Genomic DNA, 20,619 nt, shown 5'->3' with positions numbered 1-20,619 from the left:
TTCTGAAATTAGGCGCACGTCCTTGAAGGTTATTTGAGACTTAATTGTTTAGAGTTGTAGGTGGCAGTGAATTCATGAAGTCGAATCAACAATCCGCCTATTGGGCGGTACCTAATGATTTTCCACTCGATGACTTGGAGTTGGTCATTCCACTGCTGCAGGAAGCAAATTTTCTGTTGCCCAGCTTCATTCCTCCTGAGGTCGGTTTGTACGACCCGGTCGGCTATGTCTACGCCCAACAGGAGGGTGTGAGAACAGCTATTCTGCCAGATCGCAACGTCGCTTCTCGCATCGCTCAGCTGGCTCGTGGCAGAAAGACTGTAAACGATAGGCAGCTTCGACACTGTGCTGCATTGCTGTCGTTTGCGCACCTCTTGGAAATCCAGTTTGAGCCAGGAATCTCATTCCATGAGCTGGCGCATCACGCCGGCAATGCTGAGGCTGAGCAGGAGCTGGGTTGGTTTAGAGCCGCTGATAACGCTCCACCCCAGGACATGTTGAATGTGGCGCTGGGACGGTGTGACGGGGTATCGCGAACTTATGAGCCTCACCCGGTTCAACTGCAAGATATGGCCAAGCCAATCAAGCGGTGGAACAGAAACTACATCGCCGCGCTGAAGATCCTGGAGCTCGATTTTGCCAAGGGCAAAGCACTGGACAAAATGCTTCACCTCCTGGATTGGATGCGCACTGACTTCGTCTTCGCCGGGCCCGCGGTCATGCTTGCCTGTGTGTACCTGGGGACGCATTCGCCCTCACGCAAGAATGTGTTCAAAGACAAGAACTCAAAGGATCGAGCGGCTGCAATTGCTGGGGTGAGAAACGCGGCTTGGGACATCACCCACCTGAGTGAATTCATCCACCTGATCAACCAGGATCCTGATCGGACAGAGTCGCAGTACTTGTTCGCGAGCTTCGATAGCCACCTGCGGCTCACTACAAGGCTTCTGCTTGAGATCGCCAAGATTGGCTACGGTGCCGATCGGATTGCTGAACAGCTCACCCAATGGTGGTCTGAAAAGGACGCAGCGCGCATTGCTCACGAGATCAAGGCACACCTGATTCGTATCAACAGCTCATCACACGTGCCCAAGACATCTGACGATCCGGATTTTATCACCAAGTTGATTGAGGCAGGAGAGCGGCGGATTATAGAAATCTGATCGCGGGCTCGAGGAAGAAAGGCTACTCGTAACGTAAAGAGTGAATCGCCCTTGGTTTTGTAGACACGTCGACCGGCTGCTTTGAGTCGTAAGCGGAACTGCGGGGCTACACGTGTGCTCCTACACCGCTGCAGCGGCAAGCACACCAGGTAATAGATGAGCCAGCACGCATAGATGCTGGAGTGCAGGTAACAGTCGTGTGCGACCTGTTCCTGACTAACCTTCACGTAACGAAATGTTTCATCATCTCATTGCTACCTTAGGTGGTGGCCATTGGCCAATTGCAAAGGCTACTATGCTGCATGGTGGCCATTGCTTCACGCTGACAACTTTCACTCGGAAAGCTTTCACGCTGAAGACGTCCAGGGAGGGTTTCCATGTGGGTAGATAACGAGACGGAAACAGACTTCCTAAATTTTTCTGGGGTCGCTGACACAGTCGCTGAGATCGTCTACCAAGCTGATGGCCGCCCAATTTCCATCGGTGTGTCTGGTGCGTGGGGCGCGGGCAAGTCGTCCATGATCAAGTTGATCCAGGCGTCCCTCAAAGATCCGCCCCAAGTCGAGGAGAAGCCTGCGAAGGACTTTGTATTCGTCGAATTCAACGCTTGGCTGTACCAAGGCTACGATGACGCCCGCGCTGCCCTGATGGACGTGATCGCCACGCGTCTGGAAGCCGAGGCCAAGAAGCGCGCGAAAGGTCTAGATAAAGTTTCTGAGCTGCTTTCACGGGTAAATTGGCTTCGGGCTGCGAAGCTCGCCGGCAGCACGGCCTTGTCCTTTGCTACGGGAGTACCCGCTCCGGGCCTGTTAGGCGAGATCATCGGCCTTGTTGACCGAGTTCGATCTGGGCAGGTTGATCAGGATGCCATCGAGACATTGCACGACACCGCCGAAAAAGCCAAGGATGAGGCCGGTAAGCTATGGAGTAGCGCACCTGCCAAAAAGTCTCCGCCGAAGGAAATCCAGGCACTCAGGGATAACTTCGAGACCATCCTGGAAGAGCTGGGGGTCACCCTGGTCGTGTTGATCGACGACCTGGATCGCTGCCTGCCCGAGACCACTATCTCTACGCTGGAAGCGATTCGACTCTTCCTGTTCCTACGCAATACAGCGTTCGTTATCGCTGCGGACAACGAGATGATCAAGCACGCGGTGCGCAAGCACTTTAGCGGCGTGCCCGATGATGTCTTGGTGACCAGCTATTTCGACAAACTGATTCAGGTGCCGATTCGTGTTCCTCCCCTGGGTACCCAGGAAGTCAGGGCGTACATGATGATGCTGTTCCTGGAGAACAGTAAGCTGCCCAAAGAGGTCGTCGAAGAAATTCGGGTTCAGGTGCGCGGACAGCTTCGGACAACCTGGCAGGGCAACCGGGTGGATCGCGCGTTCATGCAGAGCTTGTATAGCGACTACCCCACAGACCTGATCGGCAAGTTCGACACCGCTGAGCGCCTGGCTGCAGTCATGACGTCTGCCTCAGGTATCCAGGGAAACCCTCGACTAATCAAGCGCTTCCTGAACGCCCTGTCTATCCGCATGAGCATCTCTCGTGCCCAAGGGGTGGGTGTCGATGAAGCGGTGCTGGTCAAGCTGATGCTTTTCGAGCGTAGCGGTAACCCAAAGGCCTACGAAGAACTGATGAAGGCGGTGGCATCCCACAAGGACGGCAAGCCCGTGCTGCTTGGCGAGTGGGAAGCTGATATGAAGTTGGGCAAAGCCCTAGCGCTCCAGCAGCCCTGGGATCTTCCTTTCGTCAAAGAGTGGCTCGCCCTGCCTCCAGCGTTGGCAGACAAAGATCTGCGGGGGGCAATCTACGTCAGTCGTGAGCATGCTCCGATCATCACAGACGAAGACCGACTGTCTTCGGAAGCTGCCGAGCTGCTTACCGCACTGCTCGCTACCCCTGACATGGCTGAGCAGCTCAAGGATAGGTTGGCACTCATAGCGCCTGTCGATATCAACGTGGTGATGGATCGTTTGCTAGACAAAGCAGGTGCTGAGCAAGAGTGGGGAGTACCTGACATCCTGGAGGCCTTGCTCGTAGTCGGACGACTTGATGCTCAGCAGGGGCTTCGATTGGCTGCGTTTCTGAAAGCTCGTCCGCCGGCACAAATCCAGGCGGGCATTGTGCCGAAGCTTACAGACGAGGTTTGGGCGAAGTCAGTGTACGAATTTTGGAAGACGGCTGAAGTCAGTCCGCCGGTGAAGGCTGCAATAAGGAAGTTTGATGGGAACCTCACAAAATAACGATCCGCCTGGCAAGGGCCTACCGTACGTACCACCTTGGACTCCTCCGCTGCCTCCTGTGCCGCCAAAGCCGCCCGAGCCACCGGATGCAGATCCACAAGATGACAGGCCATACGAGCCAGACAAGGACGAGTCCGAGGATGGTAGTGACCAAGCCGATGACCCAGGACAGGTACCCCAGGCACCGTCACCCTTAGCACCTCCTGCACGATTCAAGGGGGCGCGGCGGGGGCTCGGTGACTTCGCAAGCAGCGGTAATCGCAATAGCTTGCGCAAGAGCCTGCGGGAATATGTGCGCCATGGATATGGTGGATCAAAAACCACCACGGCTCGCTTTGGAGGCACCGCGTCGATCGCCGGGGTCTTCGGCAGTGCGCTTGAGTCGGTCGCTGATGGCAGCCAGCAAGCCGGCCCCGGTGTACTTGACCGAGTCCTTCTGCAAGGTCGCTCTGCCTCCGAAGTGATGGATGCACTGGTTGAAGCCGTGCGCCCAGTAGACGGTACTCAGGATGCGGAGGCTGAGCGTGCCTCGATCCGTGGCTCGCTATCCGATGTTCTTGTGCGTTACCCAGACGCTGACCTACTCAACCTGTCAGCCGAGCAGCGGACGTTTGCGATTGAGCGTTTCACAGCGATGGACGTCTTCCATCGGTACGAGCTCGATATGTGCAAGACGATCCAGGAAAAAGCGCCTTCAGCATCCGTCGCAATGCGTCGATTGAAGGAGATCAAGGACTACATCAAAGAATGCGTGAGCGCGTCGTTCCGCAAGATCGCAAACGCCAGAACGCCCTTGACTACTGGGAGGATTTCTCAGGTTGTTACCCAGGCGCTGCAGGACACCTTTGAAGTCTTTGAGGGGTACGTAGAATGAGGTTTGTGTGCGGTCCAGTTGGATTCACGGTGCCGGGTATGGATGGCGCCATGCAAGTGGTGATCTACGGTAAAGCGGAGGATGGGCAGGTCAGCGTTGGTGGCTATGCTCGGGAACTGCTGGATAGGGCCCATTTGGAAATCAGCCCTCAAGCCTGGGACTTTCTGAGTATCGCGCTTTCAGTGGTGGCTGCTGATTTCACTGATCTGAGAGCAAAAAGTGCTGATGCCTGGACTCGCCAGATCAGCCTTGAAATTGCTGTGCTGGATCCGGTGTTTTGGAATGCGCAGGCTCGTGCCTTGGAGGCGGCGTTGCGGTTCCTCACAACGGATCAGTGGACACTGGCTTTTCACCCTGGTGGTTTTGGGCCGCCGGCACAGATGCAGGTACTGCATCCTGTTGAAGATTCGGTGGTGCTGCTCTCTGGTGGTCTAGACAGCTTGATTGGCGCAATTGACCTGGTCGAACAGGGGGTGAAACCCTACGCAGTGAGCCAGATTGTTCGAGGCGATGGTGAGAAGCAGGATCTGTTCGCACAGAGTCTTGGTTTGAACCGGATCGGTCTCAACCACGTGGCCAGGTCGCCCGGGCAGCAAGAGCCGTCCCAGCGCGCGCGCTCGATCGTATTTTTGGCATTTGGCCTAGCCGTAGCGACTTCGCTCGATCGCTACCATCGTGGCGAGACCGTACCGCTGTATATCTGCGAGAACGGGTTTATCGCAATCAATCCACCGCTGACCATGTCCCGGGTCGGTAGCCTGAGCACTCGCACTGCGCATCCCGAATACTTGGGGCGGCTCCAACAGATATTTGATGCTGCTGGCATCAACGTTCAGATTCGCAATCCCTATGCTTTGCTCACGAAAGGCGAAATGATGGTGGGCTGCAAAAATCAGGATTTGCTCAAGCAGCATGCCGTGGCATCCACCAGTTGTGGGCGCTTCCAGCGGTTCGGCTATAAACATTGTGGTCGCTGCGTTCCGTGCCAAGTGAGGCGAGCATCGTTCAAGCGTTGGTCAGAGCTCGATGACGATACTTGGTACGTCTACGACAACCTCAACCAAGATGACCTGCAGCACGGGAGATTCGAAGACGTGCGCTCGGTGGGTATGGCGTTGGCAAACGTGGCTCAAAATGGCTTCGAGGAATGGCTTGGCCACAGTCTCTTTTCTCCCTTTATCCATGATCGCCAGGGGTACAGTCAGATGCTCGCGCGAGGGCTGGATGAGCTTGGCGTTTTGCACCGTGATTATCGGCTGATCTAGCCGAGTGACACGTGCCTCTAGGTACCGGCAGCGTTGTCAATCAACTTAGCCTTCAATTGCATTAAGTCGCTGCTTCAACTGCTCATTAAGCGACACACCATGTACACCTGAGTGAATCTCGCGATGACAGGATGGGCACACAGCACCTACGTACCGAGGGTGGTCGAGGCCACCGTCGGAGAGCCGATTTACATGATGCGGCTCCAGGTATGGGGTTCCATCTTTCTTAAAAAAAGGAGCTGGCTTGTCACAGCTTTCACATAAGCCTTTGGCACGCATGAGGACGTAGTGAGCGACCTTTCGGCTACGTTGGTAAATTTTGCGCTGTGCTGATTGGTCCATTGCATTCGTTACCGGCTTACAGGCAGCCAGAGCAGCTATCCGAGCCGCAGCTAACGAATCTGCGAGTTCAACCGCTGTCTCCAACTCAGTTTCGATATCCAGCTCTGGACTACTCACAGGTACCAATCTGAATACAAGAGCAGTGCGGTCCTTGCCATCAACATCCGGTTGGATTCGTTCAAAGACGTCGGCGCAGCAGAACTCACCTATGTAACGATTACCTTTTCCTTTGCCGAGCGATTTGAACAGATGAAGCGCACGACCTGTCTCCGCGTGCTCAGCAACAGCTCTGTTGCCACGATTCAATGTCATAGGCCCACGCTGCCCTTCACCGGTGTAGAGAAACGCACCGTTGTCCCAGCGGTCGGCATAGCCATATTGCTCGCCACTATCGCCTGTAAACAAGAAAATCGCTGGGTAGGTAGCGGATGCCGCTATGCCGCTCTGCCGGCTACCCCCGAATGGTCCGTTGATTTCACTCACGCGATCGTAAATGGCCCCAGGCTCGAACTGCAGGACTGGTTCTAGACCAGTGCTCTGCAGCTCGATGATGGAAAATCCACGCTTTTCTAAATAGCGGTTTGTGAGGTGTCCGCCTGGGAATTGGTTAACTGCGATGCCGGTAGCCAAGGAGACTATTTTCTTTGCTGGGTACGATGTACCCCCTACAGCAATCGCGTAGCGGTGGGCAGGGTTCGTCTCCCAACCATGCCACTCTCGTCTTCCTCTAAAGTCGCGGTCAAATTCCAGCAAAGCCTCATCAATACGTTCCTTCGATACAGCTTTGATCGCCACGTGCGCTGCCCTTTGTCGCCGATGTTTGTAGGAAATTTCCCCATCGTCGCCAAAGTGATCAAACGGTTCAAGAAAAACTGGCAAAGCGCCACTGCGATCGTAGCGTCCGCGCGAGAGTTCGTATGCGTTTCAGGTTCATATTCGTTGTGGCAGCAGGCGTGCCCAGGGTCTACGGAATCGGATTTTCCCTCTTCCTTGTAGTCCGTTTCCGAAACATACTCCTACCCCCTTACAGCCCGTTGCAGCCGCTGCATCACCCATCTAGTCTCGCCAAGTCGCTGCCAATTCAGCGACCGGTTTTGACAGACCGGGAAGATAGTAACGCGCGTGCATAGCCGTCTATGGTGGCTGTACGTGGGGCACCTCGGTGCGCCGGTTTCCTATTTTCCCGGTCTGTCAACCCGCGTACAGCTGCCACCTTTCTGTTTGACAGCAGAGAACGGTAGCTCCATTTGAAAATAGGAGCTCTACCATGCTGAAAATAGTCCCCGATCCACCCCAACACGACAAATACACCACCCACACCCTCGAAGACCTCCTGGTCCAGATCTCCGAATACCTCGTTTGCGCCCTGACCGTCAGCCAGCAGACTGTCCTGCTCCACGCCAAACCCCCAGGCCAGGTCCTGACCCTCGCCGCCATGCACGAAATCGACAGCGCCCGCACCCTGGTGGAGGTGGCGCTGAGCCGCGTGCAATCCCGGCACTGACCTGGCGAGCCTGGGCTCGCACTTGATGTTCACCGATCAGGCCCCGCGCCGTTCGCGGGGCCGCAGGAGGTATGGTATGGATAAGGAATTGCAAATCCCGCGCATCAAGAAACTCGCCACCACCGGCGTCGGGCATTTCGGCGAAGGCGCGCAGGTGAGTGTGCAGGACCCGCTGTTCAGCGTGGTGGCGGGCCATCCGGTGGACCATGCGGTGGAGCAGGCGACCGTGCTGATGTGTGCGGTGCACAAGATCAGTGATCTGGCGATGGTGGAGACTGATCATCTGCCTACGCTGCTGACGGCGGTGCATTACCTCAGTGGCATGGCCAAGGCGTTGGCCCAGGATGTGAATCATGGGTTGATGGTTGGGCGGGGGGCTGAGTAGGGGGAGGGTATCTGGCTGAGGGCTTGGTTGCCTGGGGGGGCGCTATCGCGGGGCAAGCCCGCTCCCACGATCCCGCTCCAACAAGTCCGCTGCCACGTTTCGGCTAGCCGCTATGGCGCCAGGTTCACGCCGTTACACCGGCCCTTGGTGGAGAAATCGTTGATCTGCCGCGCCTTGTTCACCGACATCAGTATCGTGCAGCCGCCAGGATGGGCCACGTCGTCCCAGTAATTGGTATGGACCATCACGTTGCCTTGCATCTCGGCGGTGCTGCCGACCACCTCCTTTTGCACGTAGGTGGTATCGCGGTACCAGCCCAACTGCACCCCAGCGCCACCGGGCAACGGCTCCATGCGCATGGGCGGGCTGAAGAAGTCGATGGCCTGCTTGGCGTCGCGCCCTTGCCATTGGTTGCCCGCCATCAGCTCCGGCAGGGTCGGGATGCAGCCGGCCAGCGCAGGCAGCAACAGGCCAAGGACCAGCAGGTGGCGCGTGCTCATCGTGGGGTGTTCGCCAGCATGTCGTCCAGCTCCTGCACCGCCTGGCTGTTGGCCTGGATGCCGATCAACTGGATGAACATGGCCTGGATGGTGGCGACCATCTTCGCTGCTGGCATCTTGCCGATCGACAGCATCTGGTTGCGCGCGCGGTTATCGGGGGCGCAGACGAAGGCGAAGGTGCGCTGCAACCAGTAGTCCTTTGGTGCGACCCAGTCTTTGGCGTTGGTTTTCACATCCCTCACTGCGCCGTCGAAGCGGCGGATCGCCCGGGCGCTGTCCAGGCGGATCTGGCGCTGTTTGCATTTGACCTGCACCTCGTAGGCGGCGAGGGTCGGGAAGGCCGGGTCTTCGAACAGCTGCATGACCTGGGCCGATTGCACGCCACCGGGCTTTTGCAGGATGCCGGCGGCATCGGCGACGTAGACCTCGTTGTGCAGGCGTTCGCCTTTGCCGTAGATGATCCAGTAGTCGCCGGAGGCGGGTGCGGCCAGGGCTGGGGTGCTGCAGGTGAGGGCCAGGATGGCCAGCCATTGGCAGAGGGGTGGGAGTTTGTGGCCCATGGAGTCCTTTCCTGGTTTTTGTAAGCCAGAGGGGACTATACGAGTGCTGGGTGAGTAGGGTCGATTAGGGCGGTTGTGCTAATGGCTAAAGGCCTGCGGCGTTCAGGTGCGGTTTAGAGCAAGCGCCTGTGCCCATCGATCGGCAATGGGTATGTAGTCCCGTTCTGAAACATGTAACGGTGGGCTTGTGCCTCATTTCCCTCAAGTGATTCTGCTGTACATTCCATTGGGCAGACCGCACAGGCGGCAGTTGTCGCAGGGGCCGGATTAAGGAGCAAACCATGTCCAAATCAAGGGTGAAAGTGGCTCTTCTAGCCGAGCGCGAAGCGCAGGAGGCTAAAAAAGCCTTTCTCGAGCTTGTGCACGCTGACATGACCGAGCACCCGGAACGTATCCAGCCCATCCCGGCATCGTTGCTGAATCGGACGGCTCATCTTCGGGCCCGGGCGCAAGCTAATCTTGAGCGTTTCTCTAATATTGTGGCCCCTGAGCTACTAAAGTGAGGATCTCTACAAATTTTGTAGCCTATGTGACACAAAGCTATCTGGATGAGAGGTTGTCGCTATGTGGCTCAAGGGCTACATCATTCGGAGAAACGCTTCTTTTTGATGCCCGGAGCTACAAATGTCCTCTCTCTATGATGTCGCTGAAATGCTTAAAACCGTCCGGCGTGAAGCAAAGCTAAGCCAAGATGCGTTGGCCAGCCGCGCGGGTGTTTCCCGTTCTACAGTGGCGAGGATGGAGACCCTGGCCAAGGGGGACATGAGTGTCTTGGCGCTTGTCCGGCTCCTGGAAGCCGCAGGCTATGACTTGAAGCTGGTGAAGGCTGGTCACGCACGTACGGTCGAGGACATCCTCAAGGACCAACGGTCTGGGGTTGCTTGACCATGATCCTTGACGTCCATGTCCGTTCAAGGCACGTGGCCAAGCTTTATCGGGACCGTGACGAATATGTACTGCACTATCTTCCCGGAACAGCCCGGGAGGACTTTGTCAGCTTGGCCCTGCCTGTTCGTGAAGCGCCTTGGCGCTGGCCCCGTGATTTGTTTCCTTTCTTCCGGCAGAACCTTCCTGAAGGGTATTTGCTGAACGTCATCCGCGAAGCGTTCGGCCCGCTGCTCGATGGTACCGATCTGTCGATGCTGGGCTTGGTGGGGGGTACGTGGCTGGCAGCTATTGACCAACTATGTGGTGCGCAATGCGGACTGCCACTCGAAGAATATTGCGCTGCTTTACACCTCGCTGACTGATGTGGCATTCACGCCAGTCTTTGATCTGGTTACCACGCAAGCCTACCCTCGCTTCGCCAACAATCCGCCTGGACTCTCCGTTGGTGGAAGGCAGACCTGGACACCTGGGCGCTCACTGGAGTCATTTTTCAAAGGTGTTCTGAGCATCTCGCCACGGCAGTACGCGGCGATGATCGAGCAGCTTTGCGAGTCTGCCGTGGAGGTTGGAAAGGAAGTCATCGAAGCGTCGAAAAACGAACCTGCGTGGCGTGAGGTTGCCAAGAACATGGTGCATGCCTGGAACGTCGGCATGGAAGCCTTGCGCAGCCCGAAAGCGGCTCCACATTTTCGAGGTTTGGATGCCGCTATTGCGGGCGCTGGCTTTTCTGGGCCGGGCAGGCCCGAACGCAGCGGTGAGGTGATTGGCCGTTCTGAATTGCTGGGCAAAAGGTGATGCCGCTCGGGGTTGCCGGGTGAGGCTTCAGGCGCATTGCGAAAGATCATGCTCCCCCTAGTGCAATCCACCTGCTCCTATTCCAGCACCCGGCGCAGCCGGGCACCGCGATAGTTGCTGGACAACCCAGCGAACATCATTCAAGTGCGGGAGACTACCTGTACCGTTTTGCAGCAAGTGGGCTCCAGTGGCCCATCGAGATATCTGATGCGGAACTGAGTCGTCGCCTGTGCCGCCGACAACGCCGGCGCCAAGCGAACAGCGTCTGATACCGCCTCAGGATGGCCGCCCTGTTCGGCTTTGGCTGGGGTGATCGGTCAGCAAGTGCTGCGTGGCTCAGGTTTGCACAAGGGCAAGGGAGATTGTGGAAATTGGGGAAACAATCAGAGGAATAATTACCCGAGATAGGAATTTTTTGCTTTCCTAGACTAGCGCGATCTACCTTGCCTGGATCGCATTGCCATGACACACGCCACTTCGTCTCCCACGTCCGCTTCGGGGTCGCGACACAGCGCCTTCTCTATCACGCTGCTGGCCATCGCCGCCTTCGTGATCGTCACCACCGAATTTCTGATCATCGGGCTGCTGCCGGCACTCGCTCGGGACCTGGACATTTCCATTTCCGCCGCCGGCCAGTTGGTGACGCTGTTCGCCTTTACCGTGATGCTGTTCGGCCCGCCCCTGACTGCCGCCCTGGCCCATTTCGAGCGCAAGCGGCTGTTCATGGTGATCATGCTGATTTTCGCCGCCTCCAACGCCCTGGCGGCCGTGGCACCGAACATCTGGGTGCTGTGCATTGCCCGGTTCATCCCGGCACTGCTGTTGCCGGTGTTCTGGGGCACGGCCAGTGAAACGGCCAGCCAACTGGTTGGCCCCGATCGGGCCGGTCGCGCCGTCGCCCAGGTCTACCTGGGCATCGCTGCGGCCACGCTGTTCGGTATCCCGCTGGGCACGGTGTTCGCCAACCTGATCGGCTGGCGTGGCGCGTTCTGGGGGCTGTCCGCGCTGTCGCTGCTGATGCTGCTGTTGCTCGCGCTGTACATGCCGACCCTGGCCCGTCCGGAGCGCAGCAGCATCGGCCAGCAGATGCGCATCCTGCGCGATGGCCGCTTCATCGGCAACATCGTGCTCTCGGTGGTGGTGTTTACCGCCATGTTCACCGCCTACACCTACCTGGCTGACATGCTCGAACGCCTGGCCGGTATCGCGCCGGTGGCAGTGGGTTGGTGGCTGATGGGCTTTGGTGCCATCGGCCTGGTCGGCAACTGGCTAGGCGGTCACTTCGTCGACCGCAACCCGCTGGGCGCCACGGCGGTGTTCGTGTTGATCCTGGCCGCAGGCATGTCAATGAGCATTCCCCTGGCCGGTTCGTATGTCGGCCTGGCGGTGGCGCTGACCGTCTGGGGCATCGCCTACACCGCGCTGTATCCGGTGTGCCAGGTACGCGTGATGAAAGCCGCCAGCCACGCCCAGGCCCTTGCCGGCACCCTGAACGTCTCTGCCGCCAACGCCGGCATCGGCCTGGGTGCCATCATCGGGGGCTACAGCATCGAGCAGACCGGCCTGGCCAGCCTCGGCTACATCGCCGCCACGATTGCCCTGGCCGCTGCGGTGATCTGCCTGCTGCTGGTGCAGTTCAAGGAGCGCCGCGCCACCGATGCGGGCCTCGAGCGCGCCGGGACGCTGCGCCGATGACCGCGCCGCACACCCTGCCGGCCCACGGCACGCCGGCGTACCCTGGAATGGACGCTGCGTTGGCTGCTCACCCTGCGTATGCCCGGGTGTTCCGCCCGGGACAACTGACCTTCGGCCTGATCGCGCCGCTGGAGGCCTATCCCGACAGTGCCGTTCCACCGCTGCGCCAGCACCTGCAGCTGGTACAGCATGCCGAGGCCCTGGGCTTTTCCGCCATCTGGTTGCGCGACGTGCCGTTTCACGACCCGGATTTCGGGGACGTCGCCCAGGTCCATGATCCGATGGTCTATGCCGGCTGGCTGGCGGCGCATACCCAGCGCATCGCCATTGGTACTGCCGGGATCATCCTGGCCTTGCGCAACCCGCTGCTGGTCGCCAAGCAGGCCTGCAGTGTCGACCAGCTGCTGCAAGGGCGTTTCCTGCTGGGCTTGTCCACAGGCGACCGACCCAGCGAGTACCCGGCGTTCGGCGTGGACTACCAGCAGCGTGCCGAGCGCTACCGGGATGCCTACCAGATGCTGCAGAGCGTGGTGAGCCAGGACTACCCGGTGCATTACTCGCACTTCCATGGCACGCTGGACGGCACCCTGGACCTGGTCCCCAAACCGGTCACTGGCAGGTTGCCAACGTTGGCCGTGGGTCGCTGCGGTCAGGAGCTTTCCTGGCTGGCCCAGCACACCGATGGCTGGATCTGGCACCAGAGCGATGCCCAGGCCTTGCCCTGGGTCCTCGAGCAATGGCGCGCCTGCCAGGAGCCGGGGCAGTTCAAGCCGTATGGCTACGGCGCGTTCTTCGATCTGGAGCAGGACCCGGGCGCACCCTTGCGAGCGGGGCGGGGGCTGCGTGGCGGACGGCAGGCCCTGCTCGATCTCTGGCTGCGCCAGCGCGAGCAGGGCGTTTCGCACATCGCCCTGAACCTGCGCATCAGTAGACGCCCTGTACAGGCGGTTCTGGATGAACTCGCCGAGCATGTGCTGCCCCAGTTCGCCTGACGAGGAGGGCAGTTCGGTTTCGACCTGTTGCGCTTGCTGCTACCCTGACCGCCGTCACTACGCTGTCCGCCCTCGCAGGGCGGATGGCGAGCCCCTCGCAATCTACGCATGAAGCGTGTGCGCCCATCGCGGGCGCGGCAGTAAAAGGACTTTCAATGAGGCTTACCGAGCACCTCAAAGGCATCGAAGTTTTCGTCACCACTGCGGACGCCGGCAGCTTCACCGCCGCCGCCGCGCAACTCAACCTTTCGACCTCGGCTGTGAGCAAGGGGGTTGCCCGCCTTGAAGGCCGGCTGGGCACCCGACTGTTCGAGCGCACGACCCGCAGCCTTTCCCTGACCGACACGGGCGAGGCCTTCTATCGCACCTGCGCACGTATCCTGGCCGAGCTGGAGGAGGCCGAGACGGTCCTGGCCGCAGAGCGCCAGGAACCGGCCGGACGCCTGCGCATCGATGTGCCGGTGACCTTCGGCAAGCAACATGTGCTGCCGTTGCTGCTGAACTTCACCGAGCACAATCCACGCTTGCGCCTGCATGCCTCGTTCACCGACCGCTTCGTCGATGTGATAGAGGAGGGGATCGACCTGGCGGTGCGCATTGGCAGCGTCGACCAGCTGTCGAACTTGCTGGCGCACCAGCAGATCGGCCAGGAGCGCCTGATCTTTTGCGGGGCGCCGCAGTACTTGCGCCAGCATCTGAACATCCAGCACGGACATGAACTCGACCAGTTCGACTGCGTGATGTATGGCCGCGCCGATGGCAGTGTCAGCCCCTGGATGTTCAGTGGCCCCGATGGCCAGATCGAACGGCGCACCATGAATGGCAGGATCATCGTCGGCAGCGGCGAGGCCCAGGTGCAGGCGGTGAAGGGCGGCTATGGCATTTCGCAGCTGGCGACCTGGATGATCCGCGACGAACTGCAGCGCGGTGATCTGGTGGAAATCATGCCGCACCTCTCGACACCCGGGCTGCCGGTACACCTCATCTGGCCACGCAGTCGGCAACTGCTGCCCAAGGTCGACATCATGCTGCGCTTTCTTTCCCGGCATTTGACGCCCTTGTTCCTCGATCATAATTAATTCAATTATTTCATTACTGCCGGCGCCCAGAACTTTAAGTTATGCCGCTGGCTTTTTTGTGCCCGCCTGTTATCGCTGACTCTTCAGTCACTTTTCCCGCGCCTGCAATTGAGTGTGTGTGCTGCTCATTGCGTCCTCATTTGGTTGCATTTCCAATTATTGCCTGAAAATTGAAACAGTTTTGTCGTTTCCGCAACGGCCGGCCTGGAAACGCCTAAATTGTGGAAAAATATTCAAAAATCACTGGAATAAACAACTGAAATCAACGCCTTGATTATAAAAAAATGCACATGCTAGGATTCCTGGGAACAAATAGAACAATTCAATACTTAAACTCCATACAGCGCGTAGAGCACGTCATGAATCAAATGATTATTGTCGGCGCGGGGATAGCAGGGCTTACGCTCGCACTCTCACTGCATAAAAGAGGCTTCCGGGTAAAAGTTTACGAGTCGGCAAAAAACATTGAGCCGCTGGGCGTAGGTTTGAACCTTCAGCCCTATGCGATGAAAGTGTTTGCCGAACTTGGCTTGCTGGAAAAGTTGCAGGAAAATGCCGTCACCACCCAGGAGATGGTGTTCTTCAACCGATATGGCCAACGCCTGCACAGCCTGCCGCTGGGGCTGCGCAACGGTCACTCGGTGCCGCAGCTGTCCATTCACCGCGGGGTGCTTCAGCAGACCCTGCTGGACGCCGCCCGCCAACGCCTGGGCGCCGACTTCCTGCTGACCGGGCACACGCTGCGCGATGTCGTCCAGGATGACCAGGGTGTGATCGCCACCTTTTCCCAAGGGCCGCAGGCCCCCCTGGTCCAGGTGCACTGCAGTGCGCTGATCGGTGCGGACGGCGTGCGTTCGCAGGTCTGTCGCAGCCTGTTCGGCGAGCACCTGGCCCCGGTCGACCGGGCCGTGCACATGTGGCGCGGGGTGACGGTGGCGCCGCCGTTCCTGAGCGGTGCCAGCATGGTGCGCATCGGTGTGCCAGCCACATGGCAAGCTGGTGATCTACCCCATTCGCGACCAGGTCAACGAACGTGGCGAGCAACTGATCAACTGGGTCGCCGAACTGGACCGTGCGCTGTTCGAGCACGACCCGGAGTTCGCCCCCGACCGCCTCGAGGACCTGGCGCGTTTCTTCGCTTCGCGCAGTTTCGACTGGCTGGACATCCCGCAATTGCTCATGCGCAGCAACCAGCCGATCATCCAGACACCGATGGCCGACCGCGATCCGCTGCCACGCTGGACGGTGGGGCGCATCACCCTGATCGGCGACGCCGCGCACCCCATGGTGCCGGTGGGCTCCAACGGTGCCGGCCAGGCCGTTCTCGATGCCCACTGCCTGGCAGAGGCACTGGCCAGCGGCGATTCACTGGAGCAGGCCCTGCAGCAGTACGAGGCCCAGCGCAAACCGCTGACCTCGGCCATCGTGCTCGGCGACCGTCAAGAGCTGCCCGACGCACTGATCCACGAGGCCGACCGGCGTGCCGATGGCCTGCCGTTCGCCGACTTTGACGCCTTGATGAGTTTTGCCGAAGCCCGCCGCCTGGCCTTGCCGGACTATGCCAGCGTGACCCAGACGAACACTCCACGGACTACCTGCGCCTGACCACCGCCTTGCGCGCCTCTTGAAGGGATTCAAGTGATGAACACCGACTCGTGCACCCAGTGGCAGCGTGCGCCCTTGCCCTGGCTTTCCACCGAACAATGCCACTGGCTGTTCCTGCCCGGCTCGCTGACCCTGCACCTCAAGGCGCTGGGCCAATATCGCCTCGAGCTGATCGATCAGTACCCGACCCAGGCCTGCGTCGCCGATGCCCAGGCGTTGGGCATCGCCGCCGGCACCCCGCTGTGGGTGCGCACGGTGCTGATGCGCCTTGATCAACGCCCCTGTGTGCTGGCGCGCAGCATCGCTCCGCTCGGTGCCCTCGACCAGGGCTGGGCGGTGCTTGACGGTTACGGCTCCCAGCCTCTGGGCATGATGCTGTATCAGGACCCGGACATCGTCCGAGGGCCGTTCGAATGGGGCGTGCTGGCCCTGGACGAGCCCTTGGGCAGGCTGTCGCGCTGCCTTGACGACAGCGGTCCTTGGCTGGCGCGACGCTCGCTGTTCCACCGTCACGGCGCGCCGCTGCTGATTGCCGAGTGCTTCCTGTCAGGCTTCTGGCACCACGAGGGCCGTGCCCCGTCTCCCGCTGCACGGCCCCTTGCCCGGCCTGCCGGAGCGCTGACGCAACATCTGTGAGTGCAGTGCCTTCGTCCACCCAACTTGAGAGCAGGATCCCCATGGTTTCTCTGAATCTGCAAGACGCTGTTCCTCCTTCGCGCAGCGCAACGGTGCCGTTCACTGCCGATATCGCTGAACCACGCCGTGATCCCGACTGGTCACCGGCGTCGTGGCAACAACGGGTCGCCCTGCAGCAACCCCGCTATGCCGACCGCCAGGCCATGGAGCAGGCCCTGGAGGAGCTCGCCCGGCAGCCGGCGCTGGTCATGGCCGAGGAAGTGGTCCAGCTCAAGCAGGCGCTGGCGCGAGCCCAGGAAGGCAAGCTGTTCCTGCTGCAAGGCGGCGATTGTGCCGAACGCTTCGAGGACTGCACCGGCGCGGCGATACACACGCGCCTGGAACATATGGAGCAAATGGGGCTGCTGCTGACCCATGGCCTGCGTCGCCCGATCATCCGTGTCGGGCGTCTGGCAGGCCAATATGCCAAGCCACGCTCGGCCGACAGCGAATGCATCGATGGCGTCGAACTGCCGGTGTACCGCGGCGATATCGTCAACGGGCACCGTTTCGAAGCCAGTGCGCGCGAACCCGATCCGCAGCGCATGCTGCAGGCCCATGCCCGCTCGGCACTGACCCTGAACCTGGCCCGCGCGCTGATGCGCAAAGGCTTTGCCGACCTGTACCAGCCGTCGCGCTGGGCCTTCGACTGGCTGCGCCAGAGCCCCCGGGCCGATGCCCAGGAACGCTTGCTGGGCTCCCTGCGCGAAGCCTTGCAACTGCTCGAGGCCTTGCGCCAGGAGGGTGGCGGCAGCGAGCCATCGGCGCACCTGCATATCTCCCATGAAGCCCTGCTGCTGCCCTATGAACAGGCACTGACGCACTATGTGCCGTCCCATCATGGCTGGTTCAACCTGTCGACCCACTTCCCGTGGATCGGTGTGCGTACCGCCGACCTCGAGGGGGCCCATGTCGAATACCTGCGCGGCATCGAAAACCCGATCGCGGTCAAGGTTGGTCCGGCAACCGGCAGCGACCAGTTGCTACGCCTGATCGAACGCCTCAATCCGGACGACGAACCTGGCCGTCTCACCCTGATCACCCGCATGGGCGCACAAACCATTGGCAACGCCTTGCCTGCGCTGATCGACGCGGTGCGTCGCGAGGGACGTCGCGTGTTGTGGGTGTGTGACCCGATGCACGGCAATACCTGCAGTCTCGGCAACGGCTACAAGACCCGCTACTTCGAGCACATTCTCGCCGAGCTGGAACAGGCCGCCGAGTTGCATGCCGCCCACGGCAGTCACCTGGGTGGCGTGCATCTGGAGATGTCCGGCGAAGCCGTCACCGAATGCCTGGGCGGCGCGGGCAACCTCACCGAAGCCGACCTACCGCGCAACTACCGCAGCAGCGTGGATCCACGCCTGAATCGTGAGCAATCGCTGGAACTGGCCCTGCGCCTGGCACAGAAGTTCGCTTGACCACGCCCCTGAAGCCTGTCGCGTGCGGGCAGTGCCCACATGTTCAAGGAAGAGACCATGATTGAAACCGAAGTCCTCGTCATCGGCAGCGGCCCGGCCGGCGCCTCGGCCGCGCTGTTTCTCGCCCGCCACGGTATCCAGACCCTGGTGGTGACCAAATACCCCTGGCTGGCCGACACCCCACGCGCGCACATCATGAACCAGCGCACCATGGAGATCCTCGACGACGCCGGAGTGGTCGAGGAAGCACTGCGCGATGCCGTGCCCAATCACCTGATCGGTGACAGCATCCTCTGCGAGTCGCTGACCGGACGCGAGATCGGACGCATCCGCTCCTGGGGCGCGGCCCCCGAGCGTCTGTCGGAATACCGCCTCACCAGCCCCCACGAAATCTGCGATATCCCGCAGAATTTCCTGGAGCCGGTGCTGGTGGCCAACGCGGTCAAGGCCGGGGCGAAAATCCGTTTCAGCAGCGAGTTCCTCTCGCTCGAGCAGGACGAGGAGGGCGTCACGGCCCAGGTGCTCGACCACCTGACCGGCGAGCAGTTCGCCATTCGCGCCAAGTACCTGATCGGTGCCGATGGCGGCCGCAGTCGTGTGGCCGAAGCCATCGGGCTACCGATGTCCGGCGAGATGGGCCTGGCCGGCAGCATCAACATCCTGTTCAAGGCCGACCTCAGCCGCTACGTCGCCCACCGCCCCAGCGCCCTTTTCTGGATGCTCAACCCGGAAGCCCGTATCGGCGGGCTGGGGGTCGGCCTGCTGCGCATGGTGCGCCCGTGGAATGAATGGCTGTGCGTCTGGAGCTACGACATCAACCAGCCGGCCCCGCGCCTGGGCAATGCCGAAGCGGCGGACATCATTCGCAAGGTCCTGGGGACCGACGATGTCGAGCCGGACATCAGCTCGATTTCCACCTGGACCGTCAACCGCGCCTATGCCACCGAGTACGCCAGCGGGCGGGTGTTCTGTGCCGGCGACTCGGTGCACCGGCATCCACCGAACAACGGCCTGGGCTCGAACACCTCGATCCAGGACGCCTACAACCTGGCCTGGAAGCTTGCTTACGTGCTCAAGGGCATCGCCGCTCCACGCCTGCTTCACAGCTACAGTGATGAGCGTGCGCCGATCGGCCGCCAGATCGTCACCCGGGCGATCCGCAGCATCGGTCAGACCCGTGAGCTGCTGGCGGTGCTCGAGCCGGACGGCCAGCAGGGGCAGTTGGACCTGCAGGCGGTATTCGCTGACGACGTCGGCGGTGCTCAGGTCCGTGAGCGGCTGGCCCAGGCCATCTGGCAGAAGAACTACGAGTTCAACTGTCTCGGCGTCGAAAGCAATCTGCGTTATCGCTCCGCCGCCATCCTCGAAGCGGCCGACGCGCCGCCCGAACCGCTCGACGAGCTGGCGGGCGCCTACCATTCGCAGGTGGTCGCCGGCGCACGCTTCCCCCATGCCTGGGTGACGCGTCGGGGCGAGCGCGTGTCGACCCTGGCCCTGCTGGGCAAGGGCCGCTTCACCCTGATTGCCGGCAGTCAGGCAGGTGCCTGGGTCGAGGCGGCGGGCGAGCTGGCCCGAGCGCGCGGCATACCCCTGCACGGGCTGCGCCTGAGCGCAGCCGACGGCTTCGACGATATCTACTTCGACCTGCGTAACCGCGTGGGCTTCACCGACACCGACCTGGCCCTGGTCCGCCCGGACGGCCATGTCGCCTGGGCCGCCAAGGCCGAAGGGACGCCGCGCCAGGTACTGGCGCAGGTGCTCGAGCAACTCCTGCCCACGGCGCGCACCCACAGCACTCACGAACACCTGCACAAGGAGCTTGCATGAAACTGTTCAGTCAACCCCGCCTGGCCGTCGTCTCCGGATCGAGCAAAGGCATCGGCCTGGCCATTGCCGAGGCACTGTATGCCGAAGGCGTCAACGTGATCATCAATGGCCGTGACGCCGATGCCGTGCATACCGCCATTGCCGGCCTTCGCCAACGCGTCGGCGAGCACCAGGCCGAACTGATCCCGTTCGTTGCGGACCTCAGTCGTGCCGATGCGGTTCAGCGCCTGCACCAGGCGCATCCTCAGGTCGACATCGTGGTCAACAACCTGGGGGTGTACGGAGCCGCCGAGTTCGACGAGATCAGCGACGAGCAATGGCAGGAGATCTTCGACATCAACGTGCTAAGCGGAGTGCGTCTGTCGCGTCAGTACCTGGCCGGCATGAAGCAGCGCAACTGGGGGCGGATCGTGTTCATCAGCAGTGAAAGCGCCATCCAGATTCCCAGGGAAATGATCCACTATGGCATGACCAAGACCGCCCAGCTGGCCATTGCCCGCGGCCTGGCCGAGACCTGCGCCGCCACCGGTGTCACGGTCAACTCCGTGCTGCCCGGACCGACCCTGACCGACGGTGTGCGCGATTTCGTCCAGGGCCTGGGCGGCGGCAACCTGGAAGCCTTCACCGAGGAATACTTCCGCACCCTGCGCCCCAGCTCGCTGATCCAGCGCTTCCAGGAGCCGGCCGAGATCGGCTCGGCGGTGGCCTTCGTCTGCAGCGAGCAGGCCGCCTCGATCAATGGATCCGCCCTGCGCGTGGACGGTGGTGTGGTACGCGCCTGCTTCTGATCGCGCTCCCGT

General features: G+C 60.7%; 21 protein-coding genes and 1 pseudogene. 19 read left to right on the top strand and 3 right to left on the bottom strand.

From position 1 onward, the window contains the following. The first annotated feature begins 74 nt into the window (after nucleotides 1-74). From ACZ899_RS09150 to qatC, 4 genes are all read left to right on the top strand, one after another. Complete coding sequence (locus ACZ899_RS09150; RefSeq protein WP_234561348.1) at nucleotides 75-1,163, top strand: hypothetical protein; 1,089 nt, start codon at nucleotides 75-77, stop codon at nucleotides 1,161-1,163. A 377-nt stretch (nucleotides 1,164-1,540) separates the two neighbouring features. Further along, complete coding sequence (locus ACZ899_RS09145; RefSeq protein WP_234561349.1) at nucleotides 1,541-3,412, top strand: KAP family P-loop NTPase fold protein; 1,872 nt, start codon at nucleotides 1,541-1,543, stop codon at nucleotides 3,410-3,412. Nucleotides 3,413-3,680: 268 nt separating this feature from the next. Next, nucleotides 3,681-4,286 carry a Qat anti-phage system associated protein QatB gene (gene qatB, locus ACZ899_RS09140; protein ID WP_225933217.1) on the top strand — a complete coding sequence of 202 codons (606 nt, stop codon included), beginning with the start codon at nucleotides 3,681-3,683 and terminating at the stop codon, nucleotides 4,284-4,286. Continuing rightward, nucleotides 4,283-5,551 (top strand): Qat anti-phage system QueC-like protein QatC, encoded by a 1,269-nt coding sequence (gene qatC / locus ACZ899_RS09135; protein WP_326491846.1) that lies wholly within the window; start codon nucleotides 4,283-4,285, stop codon nucleotides 5,549-5,551. The genes qatB and qatC overlap by 4 nt, the downstream gene beginning before the upstream one ends. A gap of 45 nt (nucleotides 5,552-5,596) precedes the next feature. Here the strand turns inward: qatC and ACZ899_RS09130 are convergent, their stop codons facing one another. Continuing rightward, complete coding sequence (locus tag ACZ899_RS09130; RefSeq protein WP_234561351.1) at nucleotides 5,597-6,688, bottom strand: HNH endonuclease; 1,092 nt, start codon at nucleotides 6,686-6,688, stop codon at nucleotides 5,597-5,599. Between the two features lie 472 nt (nucleotides 6,689-7,160). Here ACZ899_RS09130 and ACZ899_RS09125 point away from each other — a divergent pair, with 472 nt between their 5' ends. Next, a complete protein-coding gene (locus ACZ899_RS09125; protein WP_069017822.1) occupies nucleotides 7,161-7,397 on the top strand; it encodes a hypothetical protein in 237 nt (78 codons plus the stop codon). 76 nt (nucleotides 7,398-7,473) lie between these two features. Then, a complete protein-coding gene (locus tag ACZ899_RS09120) occupies nucleotides 7,474-7,782 on the top strand; it encodes a DUF3077 domain-containing protein (RefSeq protein ID WP_234561352.1) in 309 nt (102 codons plus the stop codon). Nucleotides 7,783-7,892: 110 nt separating this feature from the next. Here the strand turns inward: ACZ899_RS09120 and ACZ899_RS09115 are convergent, their stop codons facing one another. Together ACZ899_RS09115 and ACZ899_RS09110 are read right to left on the bottom strand one after the other, a co-directional pair. After that, the gene (locus ACZ899_RS09115; RefSeq protein WP_234561353.1) at nucleotides 7,893-8,282 is read right to left on the bottom strand and encodes a hypothetical protein; all 390 of its coding nucleotides are present in this window, start codon (nucleotides 8,280-8,282) and stop codon (nucleotides 7,893-7,895) included. Further along, nucleotides 8,279-8,842 carry a hypothetical protein gene (locus ACZ899_RS09110; RefSeq protein WP_234561354.1) on the bottom strand — a complete coding sequence of 188 codons (564 nt, stop codon included), beginning with the start codon at nucleotides 8,840-8,842 and terminating at the stop codon, nucleotides 8,279-8,281. Before ACZ899_RS09110 ends, ACZ899_RS09115 begins: the two co-directional genes overlap by 4 nt. A gap of 281 nt (nucleotides 8,843-9,123) precedes the next feature. Here ACZ899_RS09110 and ACZ899_RS09105 point away from each other — a divergent pair, with 281 nt between their 5' ends. The 13 genes and pseudogenes from ACZ899_RS09105 to ACZ899_RS09045 all read left to right on the top strand — a co-directional run bounded on the left by ACZ899_RS09105 (nucleotide 9,124) and on the right by ACZ899_RS09045 (nucleotide 20,607). Further along, on the top strand, nucleotides 9,124-9,345 hold the full coding sequence (locus tag ACZ899_RS09105) for an AbrB/MazE/SpoVT family DNA-binding domain-containing protein (RefSeq protein WP_234561355.1): 222 nt from the start codon (nucleotides 9,124-9,126) through the stop codon (nucleotides 9,343-9,345). Between the two features lie 121 nt (nucleotides 9,346-9,466). Further along, nucleotides 9,467-9,727: a helix-turn-helix transcriptional regulator gene (locus ACZ899_RS09100; protein ID WP_232857133.1), complete on the top strand. Its 261-nt coding sequence runs from the start codon at nucleotides 9,467-9,469 to the stop codon at nucleotides 9,725-9,727. A gap of 2 nt (nucleotides 9,728-9,729) precedes the next feature. Next, the gene (locus ACZ899_RS09095; protein WP_232857131.1) at nucleotides 9,730-10,092 is read left to right on the top strand and encodes a HipA N-terminal domain-containing protein; all 363 of its coding nucleotides are present in this window, start codon (nucleotides 9,730-9,732) and stop codon (nucleotides 10,090-10,092) included. Beyond that, nucleotides 10,019-10,525, top strand: a complete 507-nt coding sequence (locus ACZ899_RS09090; RefSeq protein WP_234561356.1) for a HipA domain-containing protein — start codon at nucleotides 10,019-10,021, stop codon at nucleotides 10,523-10,525. Before ACZ899_RS09095 ends, ACZ899_RS09090 begins: the two co-directional genes overlap by 74 nt. Before the next feature lie 456 nt (nucleotides 10,526-10,981). Beyond that, nucleotides 10,982-12,220: an MFS transporter gene (locus ACZ899_RS09085; protein WP_420713664.1), complete on the top strand. Its 1,239-nt coding sequence runs from the start codon at nucleotides 10,982-10,984 to the stop codon at nucleotides 12,218-12,220. A gap of 47 nt (nucleotides 12,221-12,267) precedes the next feature. Further along, nucleotides 12,268-13,212, top strand: a complete 945-nt coding sequence (locus tag ACZ899_RS09080; RefSeq protein ID WP_203652672.1) for an LLM class oxidoreductase — start codon at nucleotides 12,268-12,270, stop codon at nucleotides 13,210-13,212. Between the two features lie 155 nt (nucleotides 13,213-13,367). Further along, entirely contained in the window at nucleotides 13,368-14,291 is a 924-nt protein-coding gene (locus tag ACZ899_RS09075; protein ID WP_203647229.1) for a LysR family transcriptional regulator, read from the top strand. A gap of 284 nt (nucleotides 14,292-14,575) precedes the next feature. Continuing rightward, nucleotides 14,576-15,106: pseudogene (locus tag ACZ899_RS09070) on the top strand (FAD-dependent monooxygenase); the annotation flags it as partial. A 160-nt stretch (nucleotides 15,107-15,266) separates the two neighbouring features. Further along, the gene (locus tag ACZ899_RS09065; protein ID WP_485627592.1) at nucleotides 15,267-15,896 is read left to right on the top strand and encodes an FAD-dependent monooxygenase; all 630 of its coding nucleotides are present in this window, start codon (nucleotides 15,267-15,269) and stop codon (nucleotides 15,894-15,896) included. Nucleotides 15,897-15,932: 36 nt separating this feature from the next. Beyond that, nucleotides 15,933-16,532, top strand: a complete 600-nt coding sequence (locus tag ACZ899_RS09060; protein ID WP_232857128.1) for a chorismate--pyruvate lyase family protein — start codon at nucleotides 15,933-15,935, stop codon at nucleotides 16,530-16,532. 41 nt (nucleotides 16,533-16,573) lie between these two features. Further along, nucleotides 16,574-17,992: a 3-deoxy-7-phosphoheptulonate synthase class II gene (locus ACZ899_RS09055; RefSeq protein ID WP_203647221.1), complete on the top strand. Its 1,419-nt coding sequence runs from the start codon at nucleotides 16,574-16,576 to the stop codon at nucleotides 17,990-17,992. Nucleotides 17,993-18,049: 57 nt separating this feature from the next. Then, on the top strand, nucleotides 18,050-19,819 hold the full coding sequence (locus tag ACZ899_RS09050; protein ID WP_203647219.1) for an FAD-dependent oxidoreductase: 1,770 nt from the start codon (nucleotides 18,050-18,052) through the stop codon (nucleotides 19,817-19,819). Then, nucleotides 19,816-20,607, top strand: a complete 792-nt coding sequence (locus tag ACZ899_RS09045) for an SDR family NAD(P)-dependent oxidoreductase (RefSeq protein WP_203647217.1) — start codon at nucleotides 19,816-19,818, stop codon at nucleotides 20,605-20,607. The genes ACZ899_RS09050 and ACZ899_RS09045 overlap by 4 nt, the downstream gene beginning before the upstream one ends. Nucleotides 20,608-20,619 lie beyond the last annotated feature (12 nt).

This window comes from Pseudomonas sp. TE31087 (assembly GCF_057284075.1).
Note: the sequence above shows the minus strand (reverse complement) of the source record. Positions and strands in the feature narration are given on the sequence as shown.

What these genes read in the sequence shown, in the direction of transcription:
- ACZ899_RS09045 (WP_203647217.1), top strand. Translation starts at nt 19,816, where the DNA reads ATGAAACTGTTCAGTCAACCCCGCCTGGCCGTCGTCTCCGGATCGAGC.
- ACZ899_RS09110 (WP_234561354.1), bottom strand. Translation starts at nt 8,842, where the DNA reads ATGGGCCACAAACTCCCACCCCTCTGCCAATGGCTGGCCATCCTGGCC.
- ACZ899_RS09115 (WP_234561353.1), bottom strand. Translation starts at nt 8,282, where the DNA reads ATGAGCACGCGCCACCTGCTGGTCCTTGGCCTGTTGCTGCCTGCGCTG.
- ACZ899_RS09050 (WP_203647219.1), top strand. Translation starts at nt 18,050, where the DNA reads ATGATTGAAACCGAAGTCCTCGTCATCGGCAGCGGCCCGGCCGGCGCC.
- ACZ899_RS09100 (WP_232857133.1), top strand. Translation starts at nt 9,467, where the DNA reads ATGTCCTCTCTCTATGATGTCGCTGAAATGCTTAAAACCGTCCGGCGT.
- ACZ899_RS09075 (WP_203647229.1), top strand. Translation starts at nt 13,368, where the DNA reads ATGAGGCTTACCGAGCACCTCAAAGGCATCGAAGTTTTCGTCACCACT.
- ACZ899_RS09125 (WP_069017822.1), top strand. Translation starts at nt 7,161, where the DNA reads ATGCTGAAAATAGTCCCCGATCCACCCCAACACGACAAATACACCACC.
- ACZ899_RS09095 (WP_232857131.1), top strand. Translation starts at nt 9,730, where the DNA reads ATGATCCTTGACGTCCATGTCCGTTCAAGGCACGTGGCCAAGCTTTAT.
- ACZ899_RS09145 (WP_234561349.1), top strand. Translation starts at nt 1,541, where the DNA reads ATGTGGGTAGATAACGAGACGGAAACAGACTTCCTAAATTTTTCTGGG.
- ACZ899_RS09055 (WP_203647221.1), top strand. Translation starts at nt 16,574, where the DNA reads ATGGTTTCTCTGAATCTGCAAGACGCTGTTCCTCCTTCGCGCAGCGCA.
- qatC (WP_326491846.1), top strand. Translation starts at nt 4,283, where the DNA reads ATGAGGTTTGTGTGCGGTCCAGTTGGATTCACGGTGCCGGGTATGGAT.
- ACZ899_RS09105 (WP_234561355.1), top strand. Translation starts at nt 9,124, where the DNA reads ATGTCCAAATCAAGGGTGAAAGTGGCTCTTCTAGCCGAGCGCGAAGCG.
- ACZ899_RS09120 (WP_234561352.1), top strand. Translation starts at nt 7,474, where the DNA reads ATGGATAAGGAATTGCAAATCCCGCGCATCAAGAAACTCGCCACCACC.
- ACZ899_RS09150 (WP_234561348.1), top strand. Translation starts at nt 75, where the DNA reads ATGAAGTCGAATCAACAATCCGCCTATTGGGCGGTACCTAATGATTTT.
- ACZ899_RS09060 (WP_232857128.1), top strand. Translation starts at nt 15,933, where the DNA reads ATGAACACCGACTCGTGCACCCAGTGGCAGCGTGCGCCCTTGCCCTGG.
- ACZ899_RS09080 (WP_203652672.1), top strand. Translation starts at nt 12,268, where the DNA reads ATGGACGCTGCGTTGGCTGCTCACCCTGCGTATGCCCGGGTGTTCCGC.